This window comes from Arthrobacter tecti, assembly GCF_054511355.1.
Window position 1 is genome coordinate 114034 of sequence record NZ_JBTNCT010000005.1, and the last position, 15326, is coordinate 129359.

13 protein-coding genes are annotated in these 15326 nt (G+C 63.4%); 8 read left to right on the plus strand and 5 right to left on the minus strand.

Annotation, left to right across the window (positions count from 1 at the left end):
- Positions 1 to 145 precede the first annotated feature (145 nt).
- The 4 genes from ACX80C_RS08345 to ACX80C_RS08360 all read left to right on the plus strand — a co-directional run bounded on the left by ACX80C_RS08345 (position 146) and on the right by ACX80C_RS08360 (position 4701).
- Entirely contained in the window at positions 146 to 1627 is a 1482-nt protein-coding gene (locus ACX80C_RS08345; RefSeq protein ID WP_459325996.1) for a glyceraldehyde-3-phosphate dehydrogenase, read from the plus strand.
- 107 nt (positions 1628 to 1734) lie between these two features.
- Complete coding sequence (locus tag ACX80C_RS08350; RefSeq protein WP_459325997.1) at positions 1735 to 2556, plus strand: phosphotransferase enzyme family protein; 822 nt, start codon at positions 1735 to 1737, stop codon at positions 2554 to 2556.
- 217 nt (positions 2557 to 2773) lie between these two features.
- On the plus strand, positions 2774 to 4267 hold the full coding sequence (locus ACX80C_RS08355) for an S-layer homology domain-containing protein (RefSeq protein ID WP_459325998.1): 1494 nt from the start codon (positions 2774 to 2776) through the stop codon (positions 4265 to 4267).
- A gap of 110 nt (positions 4268 to 4377) precedes the next feature.
- Positions 4378 to 4701, plus strand: a complete 324-nt coding sequence (locus tag ACX80C_RS08360) for a hypothetical protein (RefSeq protein WP_459325999.1) — start codon at positions 4378 to 4380, stop codon at positions 4699 to 4701.
- Between the two features lie 171 nt (positions 4702 to 4872).
- Here the strand turns inward: ACX80C_RS08360 and malQ are convergent, their stop codons facing one another.
- Positions 4873 to 6942 (minus strand): 4-alpha-glucanotransferase, encoded by a 2070-nt coding sequence (gene malQ / locus ACX80C_RS08365; RefSeq protein WP_459326000.1) that lies wholly within the window; start codon positions 6940 to 6942, stop codon positions 4873 to 4875.
- Positions 6943 to 7096: 154 nt separating this feature from the next.
- Here malQ and ACX80C_RS08370 point away from each other — a divergent pair, with 154 nt between their 5' ends.
- Positions 7097 to 9007 (plus strand): acyl-CoA dehydrogenase family protein, encoded by a 1911-nt coding sequence (locus ACX80C_RS08370; protein ID WP_459326001.1) that lies wholly within the window; start codon positions 7097 to 7099, stop codon positions 9005 to 9007.
- A gap of 84 nt (positions 9008 to 9091) precedes the next feature.
- On the plus strand, positions 9092 to 9244 hold the full coding sequence (locus tag ACX80C_RS08375) for a hypothetical protein (RefSeq protein WP_459326002.1): 153 nt from the start codon (positions 9092 to 9094) through the stop codon (positions 9242 to 9244).
- Positions 9245 to 9307: 63 nt separating this feature from the next.
- Here ACX80C_RS08375 and ACX80C_RS08380 read toward each other — a convergent pair whose 3' ends face one another.
- From ACX80C_RS08380 to ACX80C_RS08390, 3 genes are all read right to left on the minus strand, one after another.
- Positions 9308 to 10318: an IS3 family transposase gene (locus ACX80C_RS08380; RefSeq protein WP_280801356.1), complete on the minus strand. Its 1011-nt coding sequence runs from the start codon at positions 10316 to 10318 to the stop codon at positions 9308 to 9310.
- A gap of 8 nt (positions 10319 to 10326) precedes the next feature.
- Positions 10327 to 10767 (minus strand): hypothetical protein, encoded by a 441-nt coding sequence (locus ACX80C_RS08385; RefSeq protein WP_459326003.1) that lies wholly within the window; start codon positions 10765 to 10767, stop codon positions 10327 to 10329.
- 125 nt (positions 10768 to 10892) lie between these two features.
- On the minus strand, positions 10893 to 11444 hold the full coding sequence (locus ACX80C_RS08390) for an acyl-CoA thioesterase (RefSeq protein ID WP_459326004.1): 552 nt from the start codon (positions 11442 to 11444) through the stop codon (positions 10893 to 10895).
- Positions 11445 to 11578: 134 nt separating this feature from the next.
- Between ACX80C_RS08390 and putP the strand changes: the two genes are divergently transcribed.
- Positions 11579 to 13078, plus strand: coding sequence for a sodium/proline symporter PutP (putP, locus tag ACX80C_RS08395; RefSeq protein WP_459326005.1), 1500 nt, complete (start codon positions 11579 to 11581; stop codon positions 13076 to 13078).
- A gap of 118 nt (positions 13079 to 13196) precedes the next feature.
- Here putP and ACX80C_RS08400 read toward each other — a convergent pair whose 3' ends face one another.
- On the minus strand, positions 13197 to 14270 hold the full coding sequence (locus ACX80C_RS08400) for a DNA polymerase IV (protein ID WP_459326006.1): 1074 nt from the start codon (positions 14268 to 14270) through the stop codon (positions 13197 to 13199).
- Between the two features lie 139 nt (positions 14271 to 14409).
- Between ACX80C_RS08400 and ACX80C_RS08405 the strand changes: the two genes are divergently transcribed.
- Positions 14410 to 15243, plus strand: a complete 834-nt coding sequence (locus tag ACX80C_RS08405; RefSeq protein ID WP_459326007.1) for an aldo/keto reductase — start codon at positions 14410 to 14412, stop codon at positions 15241 to 15243.
- Positions 15244 to 15326 lie beyond the last annotated feature (83 nt).

Genomic DNA, 15326 nt, shown 5'->3' on the forward strand with positions numbered 1-15326 from the left:
CGCCCGATATTCTTGACGTACTTCCCGCATGCACCGGTTCGACGTTGTCGTGGTGGCCCTGCGGAGAAACCACCGTCGCCCGCGACCTCGGGCACTCGACGCCTTACCCACCGGAGAACCCGGTGAAAGAGAGGACCTGATCATCGTGGATCACAACCCTTCCGTCACCCGCGACACCTGGATGAGCCGGGAGGCTCTCGCCGAGGGAATGATTCCCGTGATCGGCCGCCTCTACCGCGAGAACAACGTGGTCACCAGCATTCACGGACGCAGCCTCATCAACAAATCCACCATGGGCATCCTGAAAGCCCACCGGTTTGCCCGCCGCATGAGCAAGGAAGAGCTGCTCCTGGAGGACACCGCACCGCTGCTGCGCACGTTGGCTGAGCTTGACCTTGGCGCGGCGTCGATCGACGTCGCACGCCTGAACCAGAAGTACAAGTCAGACTCCGGTGACGCCTCGCTCGAGGAATTTCTCCGTTCGGAACTGGCCGACGTCGTCGGGAAGCGCGGCGCGGACGCGCGGACGAGTACCGACGTCGTGCTGTACGGGTTTGGGCGCATCGGCCGGCTGGTTGCGCGGCTTCTGATCGAGAAGGCCGGCGGCGGGCACGGCCTGTGCCTCCGGGCGATCGTGGTGCGGAAGGGTGCCGCGAACGACCTCATGAAGCGCGGCAGCCTGCTGCGCCGCGACTCCGTGCACGGCTCGTTCGAGGGCAGCATCCAGGTGGATGAGGAAACCAACACCATCACCGCCAACGGTGTGCGGATCCAGGTCATTTACTCGAATGACCCGTCCACCATCGACTACACCGAATACGGCATCCGGGATGCGCTGGTAGTGGACAACACCGGCCGCTGGCGCGATGAGGAAGGCCTCAGCCAGCACCTGCAGAGCAAGGGCGTTGCCCGGGTGCTGCTCACCGCGCCGGGCAAGGGTGCGCTGAAGAACATTGTGCACGGCATCAACCACACGTCGATTGCCGCCTCGGACCAGATTGTGACTGCGGCGTCCTGCACCACCAACGCCATCACGCCCGTGCTGAAGGCAATCAACGACGAGTACGGCGTTGTCCACGGCCACGTTGAAACCGTCCACTCCTTCACCAACGACCAGAACCTGATCGACAACTTCCACAAGGGCGACCGCCGCGGCCGCTCCGCCGCCCTGAACATGGTCATCACCGAGACGGGTGCCGCGAAGGCCGTCGCGAAGGCGCTGCCGGAACTACAGGGCAAACTCACCGGTAGCTCCATCCGGGTTCCCACTCCGGACGTGTCGATCGCGATCCTGAACCTCTCGCTCGAGAACGGCACCACGGTCGAGGAAGTGAACGATCACCTCCGGCAGATGTCCCTGCACTCCGAGCTTCGGAAGCAGATCGACTACATCGACTCCCCCGACGTCGTCTCCACGGACTTCGTCGGCTCGCGCCGCGCCGGGACAGTGGACGGTCTCGCCACCATCTGCAACGACAAGAACCTGGTCCTCTACGTCTGGTATGACAACGAGTTCGGCTACAGCTGCCAGGTGGTCCGCGTGATGGAGGAGATGACCGGCGTGCACGCGCCGTCGTTCCCGGCGAAGGAAGCGGTCCCGACGGCGGAGCTCGCGAGCAGCATCTAACCACCGGATCCGTTGTCTTCGCGCAAACGACGGTGGTTCTACTCCACGTCACCTGCGCCGAGGCAACGGGTTCGTTGCCTACGTGTGCCGGTCAAGGGAGGGCTGAAATGAACGGACCCGATGATCCGGACCATGAGGTACGCCTCGAGGGTGACGGCTGGACCGAGGTATACCGGATAGGGAACTCGGTCCATCGGCCGGCACGCCCGCACACCGCCACGATCCATGCGTTTCTCACTCATCTTCACGAGCGTGGCTTCACGAGCGCACCCATGCCTCACGGGTATGACAAACTCGGTCGGGAAGTTCTCAGCTACGTTGAGGGCGACGTGCCGATGGAGCCCCTGCCAGCATGGGCCGTCGGTGACCAACAACTCGCGGAGCTTGCTCGGCTGATTCGTAGGGCACACGACGCCGCCGTGGGGTGGAGCCCTCCGTCCGATGCTGTCTTCGGAACGATCCCAGGACCCCCGCAACCTGGACTCGAACCACTGTTTGTGGAGCCGGAACTCATAGCTCACCAGGATTACTGTCCGGGGAACGTCGTTTTCCGCGACGGCATGCCGGCGGCCTTGATCGACTTCGATCTGGCAAGACCAACAACCCGAGTGGCCGACGCCGTCAACGCTCTATATTGGTGGACGCCGCTGTGTCACCCCCGGGATCGCAGCCCCGCGCTGGCCGGTGTCGACGTCGCACGCCGCGTCAGGCTCTTCACCGACGCCTATGGAATGAATGAGCTCCAGAGGAGCCAGGTCGTCGAGGTCGCACTCCGCCGCCAGAGGAACTCCGCCATCACAATGAAGGCAGCAGCACAGACGGACCCTGTGTTTCGCCGGTGGTGGGACGAGGGGATTAAGGACAGGCTGCCACGGGCAGAAGCCTGGTTGCACGCGAATGCGGCATCGCTGCGGGCCGTCTTGAAGTAGGAGACGAGCACTTCCCAGGTTCTCCGCAGGATTCAGTCAGTTTTTGTCCAAGTCCTCGAAAATGGGGGCACTTTGCGGGATATGCTTCCGTCGCGGGCATCAGTTGGGGGGGGGGGTCGGCCGCAGCCGGTCGGTTGTGGCTGACGAGGTTTTCCAAGCTCTTGTTGCGCTGGGCGGCGCCGTCACGCCGCTCAACTTTCGACTCTTGGAGAACCAGATGAAGTTCTTTCGCGCTGCCCTTCTTATGTTGGCAGTCCTCGTACTGGGCGCGGGCGCCCTCGTGGCGCCCGCCCCGTCCGCGCAGGCGGCAACCAGGTTCACGGATGTGCCAGCCAGCAGTCCCTTCTACGACGAGATTCAGTGGCTGGCGGCACAAGGCATCACGACCGGTTACACGGACGGCAGCTTCAAGCCGTACACCGCCGTGAACCGCGACATGATGGCCGCGTTCCTGTACCGATTGGCGGGGGAGCCCAGCTATACCCCTCCAGCGCAATCCTGGTTCACCGACGTCTCCAGCGCGCGCCCCTTCTACAAGGAGATTCACTGGCTGGCATCGTCGGGTATAACCACGGGCTGGCCGGACCGCACGTTCCGGCCGTTCACACCGGTAAACCGCGACATGATGGCCGCGTTCCTCTACCGCTATGCCGTCGAACCCGCGTTCCATGCCTCGAGTGCCTCGCCCTTCAGGGATGTGGCAACACGGGGTGCCTTCTACAAGGAGATCAGCTGGTTGTCAGCAACTGGCATCACTACAGGCTGGCCGGACAAAACCTTCAAACCGTTCAGCGCCGTGAACCGCGACATGATGGCCGCGTTCCTTTACCGGACGACGACGGAGCTGCCCAAGAACCGGCCTGCGCCTTTCGGCTCGACCACGTTGGAGGTTCTGGACACTCTCCCAGTGAAGGGCCGTGCGCCGAAGACGGGCTACGATCGCGAACAGTTCGGCCCGGCATGGACGGACGTCGTCGATCGTAACGGTTGCGATACCCGAAACGATGTCCTGAAGCTCCAGCTGATCAACGTTGCCTTCACTAACGGAGGCACCTGCCAGGTAGCGACCGGGCTCTTGAAGGACCCCTACACGGCCACCGATATTCAGTTCGTGCGCGGGGCAACCACCAGTTCTGCAGTGCAGGTTGATCACGTCGTCGCGCTTTCGGACGCATGGCAGAAGGGAGCGCAGCAGCTCTCGAAGGACCAGCGAATCCAGTTCGCCAATGATCTGCTGAACCTGCAAGCCACAGATGGCCCAACCAACCAGCAAAAGGGTGACGGCGATGCCGCGACGTGGATGCCCCCGAACGGCGGCTATCACTGCGCATATATTTCCCGGCAGGTTTCCGTGAAGGCAATCCATGGGCTTTGGGTTACGCAGGCTGAGCGGGATGTGATGCGCGCCTACCTTGCCCAACTGTGTGGCGGACAGCCGGCTGCCGTGACCCTTCCCGCTCCGATCGTGATGAGCCCTGCGCCCAAGCCTGCTCCCAAGCCGACTCCGCCTCCAGCACCGAAGCCAACGCCGAAGCCTTCGCCGATTCCCGTCCCAGCGAATCCTGGGGACACCAGGAACTGCAGCGACTTCGACACCTGGCGCCAAGCACAGGACTGGTATCTGCGCTACTTCCGGTACTACGGAGACATCGCACAACTCGACCGGGACGACGACGGGATCGTCTGCGAGACACTGCCCGGAGCGCCTTAGGAGTAACACCACCACAACATTCGGCGCTCACGTACAACGCATCCTTCCCACGCGAACACGTAGCGGTTTACGGTGGGAGTCCGAGCATCGGACCGGAAGGAAAAACACCCATGAACGACCTCAGTGAAGTTCGAGAAGGTATGGACGTCCTCAACGCGGGCGGCAAGAAAATCGGCACCGTCAAAAGCGTCAAGATGGGCGATCCCGAAGCAGTAACTCCCGAAGGACAAACACAGGAACGCGGCGGGATCGTCAACTTCCTCTCGGACGTTTTCCGCACCGACGACGTCGACGACGAACGCGCCGAGCGCCTCCTCCGGCTTGGCTATGTGGAGGTCGACGGCACCGGAATCGGCAACAACTTCTACGAGGCTGCCGACGCGGTGGAGCGGGTCGACGACGACGGCGTGCACCTCGACGTCACGCGCGACTGAGGATCACGGCACGCGCACGGGAGCAACGGATCCGTTGACTCCCCTCGACGCCGACAAAGGTGTGCGAATGCCGCGTCACCTGCGCAGAGTCAACGGATCCGTTGGTTCGGCGCAGGTGACGGCGGATCGGACGCGTCGATCAGCGACGCGGTCCAGGACTGACCTCCAGAATCAGCCCTGAAGCGCCTTAACCAGCGCATCGAACCGGCCCAAAGAAGCCAATTCCTCGATCAGTACGACGCCGTCCGGCCCGGCAAGCGGGACCTGCCAGTTCGGGTACTGCGCCGAGGACGTACCCGGCTGATTCTGGGTACGCTCCTCCCCCACGGCGTCGGTCAGCGCCATTCCGAGCAACAACGACGGGGTCTGTGCGATGAACGCGTGCAGCGACTCAACCGTCGACTGAAGATCGCCCGACTCCTGGCCCCCTGAATCCGCCGAAACCCGCGACCGCACCAGCGAAAGCACACCCTCCTGCGCCTCACGGTCGGCAGCCCTCTCCTCCTCCACAGGACGGCCCAGCAGCCCGAGCTGCTCCCGAAGGTCCACGTGCTTACCCGCGAGGTACCCCGCACTGGGTGGGAGGTCGTGAGTGGTGACCGTCGTGAGGCACGCCCGGCGGTACTGCTCGGGCGGGCGGGGCGCGTCGTCGTCGTACTCGAACCACAGGATCGACGTTCCGAGCACGCCGCGCTCCGCCAGATACTCCTGCACACCCGGTTCGAACACACCGAGATCTTCACCGACTACGACGGCGCCCGCCCGCTCCGCCTCGAGGGCAAGGATGCCGATGAGCGCCTCGTGGTCGTAATAGACGTAGGCGCCATCGGCCGGGGCCAGTCCGGACGGAATCCACCAGAGCCGGAAAAGCCCGAGGATATGGTCGATCCGGATCCCGCCGGCATGGCGGAGGATGGTCCGCAGCATGTCGTGGTACGCCGCATAGCCGGACTCAGCGAGACGTTCCGGATGCCACGGCGGCTGCGCCCAGTCCTGGCCCTGCTGGTTAAACATGTCCGGCGGCGCTCCCACGCTGATGCCGGGAGCGAGGACGTCCCGCAACGCCCAGGCGTCCGCGCCGGCGGGATGCACGCCGACCGCGAGGTCATGCATGATGCCAAGGTTCATGCCTGCGTCCACAGCCGTGCGTTGGGCGGCCTCGAGCTGCTCATCACACAGCCACTGCAGCCACTCATGAAACTCGATCCGCTCGCGCAGAAGCCCGCGCTGAGCCTCCAGGAACACAGGATCGGACCACTCCGGCGCACCCTCGGGCAGGGTCTCGGCGAGCGCAGACCACAACGCGAAACTCTCCAGTCCCGGCCCGGCTTCCTCACGGAACCGCTTGAACGCCTCTTCGCGCTCGGGCGTGCGCGGCACCGCGAAGATCAGTTCGAGGGCCTCAAGTTTTGCGGCGTAACTCGAATCCCGGTCGATGTGTTCAGCGCTGAGGTTGGCATCCCGGAAGCGCCCGGCCAGGTCCCGAACAACCTCAGGGTCGGCGAGCCCGTCCACCTCCGGGATGTTCTCGACGCGCAGGTAAAGCGGGTTGAAGAATCGCCGCGTGCTCGGCAGGTACGGGGAGGCCTCCACCGGCGGCTTGGGTTCGGCGGCGTGCAGCGGGTTGATCAGGACAAAACCGGCGCCCTTTTCCGCAGCGATCTCCGTCAGTCGCGCGAGGTCATCGAGATCTCCGACTCCCCACGATGACCCCGAGCGCACCGAATACAGCTGCGCCATAAGCCCCCAGGTGCGGGTAAGCCGGTCAGCAGTGGTGAGCTTCTGCGGCGTCACCACCAGCGCACAGCGGGAACCCTCCACCTCGAGGGCGTGCCAGCCCAGCGGCAGATCAGTGGGTACGGTGGCCGTGAACCGGCGCACCGCGTTTCCGTCTAGATCACGGGTTTCCCCAGGGCTGAGTTCAAGCGCCCGAGACGTCCCGTCCTCGAGTTCCACCCGAAGTTGCGGTGTCTGGTCCGCACCCACATTCACCGGCACCTCCGCCGGTACGCCCTGACGTACGACGACGGCGGGAGGCAGGGTGCGCAGCCACGGCGCGTGTTCGGCGGTGCTGAGGGAGGAGGTGACGTCGTCGTCGTTCGCACAGGGAACACCCAAAGCGGTGAGCACGGAAACCAGGGTCGAGTCACTTACGGCCCGCTCCCCGCCGTCCCAACCACGGAAGGTGATTCCCACGCGGTGTTCCTGGGCGAGACGCTGTAGCGGTGTGAAATCGGGCATAGAGACAAGAGTAGTGGGGGAGCAGGAAGCCGGACGGCTACATAACGCTAAGGTGCCGCTTTCCAAAACACCCGTCGCTAAAAAGCTACCCGGGAGTAGCATTAACGAATGGCCGGGCCCCGGCTGGCGGAGCCCACCGTTGAAGGGGGCTGCCATGGCACTTCAGGAGAACGTCAACGAGCGCACGTCACGCCAAGTGGCCGAAGCAGCCCGCGAGACTGAGTGGAACCGCCCCAGCTTCGCCAAGGGGCTCTTCATGGGCCGGTTCGATGCCTCACTCATCCATCCCCAACCCTCCCCCACAACGTCCCAGTACGACGACGGCGAGGAGTTCCTCGCGCGGTTGAGAACCTTCGCTGCCACAATGGACGGGCAGGTGATCGAACGCGATTCCATGATCCCGGACAAGTACCTCCGCGCGCTTGGTGAACTCGGCGTCTTCGGGATCAAGATCCCCAAGGAGTACGGCGGACTGGGCCTCTCGCTCACCTACTACGGACGTGCGCTGATGCTGCTGTCCTCGGTGCATCCCAGTCTCGGCGCGCTGGTGTCGGCGCACCAGTCCATCGGCGTTCCGGAACCGGTACGCATGTTCGGCACGCCCGAACAGAAGCAGGCCTACCTTCCGCGCTGTGCGGCCGGTGCCATCTCCGCGTTTTTGCTCACCGAGCCCGATGTCGGCTCCGATCCGGCCCGCCTGAACGCAACCGCAACGCGCGACGGCGACTCCTACGTCATCAACGGCAACAAGCTCTGGACAACCAACGGTGTGATCGCGGAGCTGGTGGTGGTCATGGCCAAGGTTCCACCGCACGACGGCGGACCGGGCGGCATCTCAGCCTTTGTGGTTGAAGGTGATGCGCCGGGGATCACCGTGGAACACCGGAACGCGTTCATGGGCTTGCGGGGCATCGAGAACGGGGTGACCCGGTTCTCGAACGTGCGGATACCCGCGGCGAACCGCCTGGGCAAGGAGGGGCAGGGCCTCCGGATTGCGCTGACCACCCTGAACACCGGGCGGCTTTCCATACCGGCAAACTGTGCGGCGGCCGGAAAGTGGTCGCTGAAGATCGCCCGGGAATGGTCCAACGCACGTGTCCAGTGGGGCCGCCCGATCGGCAAGCATGAGGCCGTCGCGAAGAAGCTCGCCTTCATCGGGGCAACGGCGTTCGCATTGGAGTCCGTCTTCGAGCTCTCGGCCAGCCTTGCCGACGCCGGTCAGAAGGACGTACGCATCGAGGCTGCGCTCGCCAAGCTCTGGTCCAGCGAAATGGCGTACCGGGTAGCGGATGAACTGGTGCAGATCCGCGGCGGCAGGGGTTATGAGACCGCCGCCTCACTGAAGGCCCGCGGCGAACGGGCAGTCCCGGCCGAACAGCAGTTGCGTGACCTGCGGATCAACCGCATCTTCGAAGGATCCTCGGAAATCATGCACCTGCTGATCGCACGGGAGGCCGTGGATGCCCACCTTGCAGCGGCAGGCGACCTGGCGTCGTCGGACGCTGACCTCCGTGCCAAAGCGCACGCGGCCGTCGGCGCCAGCGGGTTCTACGCGGGCTGGCTCCCCAAGCTCATGGCGGGGCCGGGATTGAATCCGCGCTCCTATTCCGACTTCGGCCGGCTGGCGCGGCACGTGCGCTACGTCGAACGGGCGTCACGGCGGCTCGCCCGGCACACGTTTTTTGGAATGGGTCGCTGGCAGGCGCGGCTGGAACATCGGCAGGTGTTTCTTGGACGGATTGTGGATATCGGTGCTGAACTGTTCGCGATGGCGGCGACCTGCTCGCACGCCGATTATCTCGCCGGACAGGGCAAGCGCCGGGAGGCAGTCGAACTGGCGGACACGTTCTGCCTGCAGTCCCGGACGCGGGTGGACGAGCTGTTCACCGAGCTGTGGAGGAACAGTGACACCGCCGACAACCGGCTTGCGTCGAAGATTCTCGATGGCCGCTATGAGTGGCTGGAGGAAGGTGTGCTGGACCAGTCGGAAGGAACTGGTCCCTGGATCAGCGAGGCTCCCGGCGAACCGTCTTCCAGGGAGAACCAGCACCGAAAGTACCGGTGATCCGAATTAGTAAGTAGCCTTTCCATCTCGGTGGAGCGTCCCTAGGATGGAGAAGGACCACACGCGCGAGTTTCAGGAGGCACGATGAGTCAGATGCCGGACAAAGACAAGCACGACGACGACGCCACGCTGTCGCCGAAGGGCCGTGCGAAATACCGGAGCCTGATGATCGCAGGCATTCTCGTGGTGATCGCGGCCGTGATGATCTTCGTGGTGGTCAGCGCATTCCTCAACTAGGTCGGTACTGACCAGCCACAAAGGTGCCGTTTCTGCGCAGGATAGTGGGGACGCCGGTATTGGTCAACCTGTGTGAGACAGGTTGGTCGATTTTCTGTTGATTGGGTTATTGATGTGTGCCGGACCGGGAAGGCCTGGTGGTTTGGGGCGGTGGGCGTAGCGGTGCGGGTTTTTCCGCCAGGCCTTGTCGAGGCATTGTCTGCGGGCCGTTGTGATTTGAGTGGTCCGTCGGTGGTGCATGTTGGCTGGTGTGTGCCAGCCGATGGCTGAGTGTCGGTGGTTGTTGTTGTATTCGTAGAAGAACCAGTTACAGAACGCCAGCGCCTGGTCGTAGGTCTCGAATGAGCCGGGGAAACGCAGGTCATACTTGAAGGTCTTGAAGAAGGCCTCCGAGTACGGGTTGTCATTCGAGACCCCGGGCCGGGAGAACGACTTGTCGACCCCGAGTTTCGCCAACAGCACCGAGAGAGGCTGGCTGATCATCGCGGCCCCGTTATCGGAGTGCAGATACTGCGGTGCTTTCCCGTTTCCCTCCACTGCGTCGGCCACCATCTGTTTGGCTAACTCCCCGTCTTCCCACGCTTCGAGTCGCCACCCTGTGACGAATCTCGAGTAGATGTCGGTGATGACGTAAAGATGGAAGTACTCGCCCCGGCGCGGGCCGTGGAGCTTGGTGATGTCCCAGGACCAAACCTGGTTCGGAGCCGTCGCTGTGAGCTCGGGGATCTTCTTCGGTGACGCTGTAGCCTGCCGACGCCGGTCCCCGGTGAGTTGATGCTCGCGCGCCACCCGGTACCAGGACGAGCGTGAGCAGATATAGTTCCCGTCGTCCCAGGCACGATAGAACACCTGGCAGACCGAGAAATCCGCGTATTCCTCACTACCCAGAGCTTCAATGATTGCGGCACGTTCCCGGTCACCCAAGGCCGCCGGTTGATACCGGTCGGCCTGCGGAATGGGGTCCGGTTTCGGCTCCGGGGGACTGCAATGCCGGTAGAAGGACGCCTTCGGATATCCGGTCAACAGGCACGCCCGGACAACGGACATCCCACCCTGTTTCAAATCCTTGACCAGCCCACGCCTTACTTCCCGAGCCCGTCCTGCGGCTTCGTGGTCCTGAAAGCTACTGGGATCTCCGTCTGATCCGGTGTTTCCGGAATCCTGATCCGTGAGCTCTTGGCCATGGAAGCCAAGAGCTCTGATGCTTTTCCCAGCACCTCCACCGCGCTCTCGGATTGCGCCAGCTTCGCCTTCAACGTCTCGTTCTCTCGCATCACCCGGACATAATCGGCGCGTTCTCGCTTATTCATTACATGCCCCCTGTGTTTGCCCTCCGAAGGCTCCAGCAGTCCGGCGCGCTGATCCTTCCGCCAGCGCAGCACCGAGGTTTGATTCACGTCATACCGCCGGCACACCACCTGCTTTTGGCCCGGCTCCGCAGCCTCATACTCAGCCAGGATCGCAAGTCGCTCATTCGCGGTGAAACTATCCCGGTTACTCGATCGCCGATGAACTACCATCACGCACTTCCTTCCCCGCCGCTGAATCAACCCAACGAAACGTAAACTGTCTCACTTCAGGCTGACACATAGGGACGCTCCCACGATCCTACGCAAATCCGGCACTTTTGCGCCTCAAGGCTTGCGGCTTAGTGCACCCAGTGATGCGGGGCAGGGCGCCTCGTGCTGGGTAGCGCCGTGTTGAGGCGCCACTCATGGATCCACTCGGGCAGGACCAGATCCGCCGGCGGAAGCTCCGCGAACGCTTCGAAGATCTCCTCGTTCGAAACGGGGCCGCGGGAGGAGAGCAGACGGGTGGCGATGTACGCGCGGGCGTAAATCTCGTCGCGGTGCACCATGCGCTGTTCGAAGAAGATGGCGCGCTCATCGAAGCCGAGAATACGCGTCTCGATGGTGTACCGCTGGCCAAGCTGCAGTGATTTCCGAAACGTGATGGTTTCCGCGTTGACCACGGGACTCCAGCCCTTCTGACGCATGAGCTTCCAGAAGCCGCTGCGGATCATGAGATCGAAGCGGCCCAGGTCCATCAGGGACAGGTACATCCCGTTGTTGACGTGCATCGCAATGTCAATGTCGGTGAGCTGGACCCGCAGCTGCAGCGATGACGAGTCCCAGATGCTCAGCTTCGAGCGGCGACGGGATGCAAGGAGTAACCAGAGGGTCCGGAAGAGCAGATGCATCCGCCTATATTACCCGCCAGTAACATAGGCCGGCCACAAGTGAGCCAGTTCACCTTATTAGCCAAACTGGGTGGGACCTTGGAATAGTGGGCGGCTGCACTCAGCCAGTTCCAAGTAAAATGTGAAAGGGATTCATGACTGATCAGACCTACCAATACCTGGCGATGGCGCTCTACATGCTCGCCATGCTGGGAATCGGCTGGTATGCGTACCGGAAAACCTCCGATCTCGATGACTACATGCTCGCCGGCCGCGGGCTCAAGCCGGGCGTCGCAGCGCTCAGCGCCGGCGCTTCGGACATGTCGGGGTGGCTGTTGCTCGGACTTCCCGGCGCTATCTACCTGTCCGGTTTGATTGAGGTCTGGATTGCCATCGGCCTGACCATTGGCGCCTGGCTGAACTGGAAATTCGTGGCCCCGCGGCTGCGCAGCTACACCGAGGTTTCGAACAACTCGATCACCGTTCCGAGCTTCCTCGAGAACCGGCTCAAGGACCGTTCACGGGTACTCCGTATGGTTTCCGGCGTCATCATCCTCGTGTTCTTCACGTTCTACGTATCCTCCGGCATGGTTGCAGGCGGGACCTTCTTCGAGTCCTCCTTCAACTCGAACTACACGCTTGGCATGGTGATCGTCGCTGCTGTAACCATCGCCTACACGCTGTTCGGCGGTTTCATGGGCGCCACCTTCACCGACGTGGCACAGGGCATTCTCATGCTGATCGCGCTGATCACCGTCCCGATCATTGGTTTGGTCAACGTGGGTGGCTTCACCGGCATGACCGAATCCATCCGCGCCGTGGATCCGTCAATGCTCAATTTCGTTGCGGGCGGCTCCGTCCTGGCCATCATTTCCGCTGCAGCCTGGGGCCTCGGCTACTTCGGGCAGCCGCACATCATTGTCCGCTTCATGGCGCTGCGCACCCCGCAGGATGCCACGGCCGGACGCCGCATCGGCATTGGCTGGATGATCCTCACCGTGCTCGGAGCCATCGCGACCGCCCTGGTGGGCATCGCCTACTTCCAGCAGAACCCGCAGCTTACTCTTGAGGATCCCGAGGCGGTCTTCCTCGCTCTGTCGCAGGCGTTCTTCCACCCGTTCGTTGCGGGAATCGTGTTGGCTGCCGTCCTTGCAGCGATCATGAGCACCATTTCCTCGCAGCTGGTGGTGTGCTCCTCGGCCCTGGTCGAAGACCTCTACAACATGGTCTCGAAGAAGAATCTCACACCGAAGCAGGGCGTGGTCCTCGGCCGCCTCGGCGTGCTGGTGGTGGCTATCGTCGCGATCATCCTCGCCTCAGGTAAAAACGAGTCGATCCTCGCGCTGGTTGCGTTCGCCTGGGCCGGTTTCGGCGCGTCCTTCGGGCCTACCGTCCTGCTCTCGCTCTTCTGGCGGAAGCTGAGCATGCCGGGCGCGCTGTCCGGGATGATCGTGGGCGCCGCCGTCGTCTTCGCCTGGGGTAACTCGCCGCTGGCCGCGACCATGTACGAGATTGTGCCGGCGTTCCTCGCGAACCTGGTTGTCGCCGTCGTCGTCAGCCGGATGACCTGGAAGCCGAACCCGGAGATCGAAGCCGAGTTCGACGAAGCCGTCCGCGGCCTCTCCGAGCGCAAGGAACCTGTAACCGTTTCCTAGCTCCACCCTGTTGCATCGACTCTCCAATAGGTGACCGAATGAGGACTCAAACGGTCACCTATTGGAGAGTCGATGTGCGTTAACGGGCACGACGGCGGCAACCCGCTTTGCGTGCATCTCACCAGCCGCTGCGCGTTGGGGTGTGGCCTTGCCGGGAGTCCTCGGGCATCGGCATTTCAGCGCGCAGCCCGAGGAGCCGAATCGGGCGGTCGGGCTCGATTTTCGCCACGAGATCGAGGGCGCGAGCCAGCACCTCGCCCCGGTCGAACGTCTCAGGAATCTTCCGGGCATACGTCTTCGTGAAGAAGGGCGCGTACCGTACCTTGAGCGTCAGCGAAATCACCGGCCGCTCCTCGGCGACGACGTCCTCAAGGACACGCGCAACCAAGTCGGCGACGGCGTCGGAAATCTGCCCGGGTTCGGTCAGGTCCTTCTGATACGTAGTCTCCCGGCTGTGACCGCGGGCAACCCACGGGGTGTCATCGACGGTTCGTTCGCCGTCGCCCCGGCCCAACTGCGCGTACCACGGCCCCATCTTCGGACCGAACTCCGGCACCAGGTCATTAGGGTTGGCCGAGGCCAGCTCTGAAACCGTGTGAATGCCCAATCCGGCCAAGCGGCGAGAGACTTTGGTACCCACGCCCCACAGTTCGATGGTTGGCCTGCTGCCCATGACCTCTTGCCAGTTGCCTTCCGTGAGGCGGAAGACGCCAGCCGGTTTGCCGAATGTCGTCGCTACCTTGGCCCGGACCAGCGTGTCCCCGATGCCGACGCTGCAGTGCAGCCGCGTAGCCTCAAGCACGGCGTTCTGCAGCCGCCGGGCGTAAGCTTCCGGATCCGCCGCTACCACGCCGACGAACGCTTCATCCCAGCCCAGCACCTGAACAGTTGCGCCCGGCTGCGAGCGCAGCACCGACATCACAGCCTCCGATGCGGCCAGGTAGGCCGCATGATCGACAGGCAGAATCACGGCATCGGGGACCTTACGGGCCGCAATCCGCAGCGGCATCCCGGAGCCCACACCGAAGGCCCGGGCCTCGTACGACGCCGTCGAGACGACCGCACGCTCGGTGGGATCACCGCGGCCTCCAACGATAATCGGCTTGCCCGCGAGCTCGGGATGCCGCAGCACTTCGACGGCGGCGATGAACTGGTCGAGATCCACATGCAGCACCCACGGGCGTTCGCTCACAAGCCAAGTTTGCCCTCACCGAACGCACCGCACCACCCTGTGTTCGCGGCGACAGGATTGACGCCGGGATTGACGCATCACCGCTCCAACTAGAAAGCTGAGGGGAGATACCACTGAAAATTCAGCGATAGAGGAGAACATGACTGACGCAGCGGCACCCACCATCGACCTCCTGGGCGGTGCGTCCATCCCGGCCCTCGGCCTCGGCACCTGGCCGCTCGACGACGGCGAAGCGGCAACCGCCGTCGAGCAGGCGGTCTCGGCCGGGTACCGGCTATTCGATACAGCTGAGAATTACGGCAACGAGGCCGGTGTGGGCGAGGGGATCCGGCGCTCGGCGATCGAGCGGGACCAGGTTTTCATCACCACCAAGTTCAACAAAAAGTGGCACAGCGTCGACGGCGTCCGGCGTGCCTTCGAGCAGAGTGCGGCGAAGCTCGGCGTCGACTACATCGACCTGCTGCTGGTCCACTGGCCCAATCCGGACCAGGACCGCTACGTTGACGCCGTCAAGGGCCTCGCCTCGCTACGTGAGGAAGGGCTGTTGAAGGCGATCGGTGTCTCGAACTTCAAGCCGCACCACCTGCAGCGGCTGCTCGACGACGGACTGGTCCCGGACGTAAACCAGATCCAGCTCGACCCCCGGCACACACGCGCCGACTCACGTGAGTTCCACGCGCAGCACGGCATCGTGACGGAATCGTGGAGCCCGTTGGGCAAGGGCGGCAACCTGCTGCAGGACCCGGCCGTTGACCTGCTGGCCGACAAGTACGGGATGACTCCGGCGCAGATTGTGCTGCGCTGGCACCTGCAGTTAGGGCTGGTGGCCATCCCGAAGTCCGCGAATCCGCTGCGCATCAAGCAGAACATCAACCTGTTCGGGTTCGAGCTCACCCAGGGCGAGGTGAACTCGCTCTCGGCGCTGGACACCGGCGACGACGACATCACCGACTCCGACTCCTTCGGGCACTGACCACCCGGAACTTTCGTGCATGTCAGTTTCAGAAGGTGACTGCATGACCAACGGCACGAATTAGGGTCGTGCAGTCGACTGTT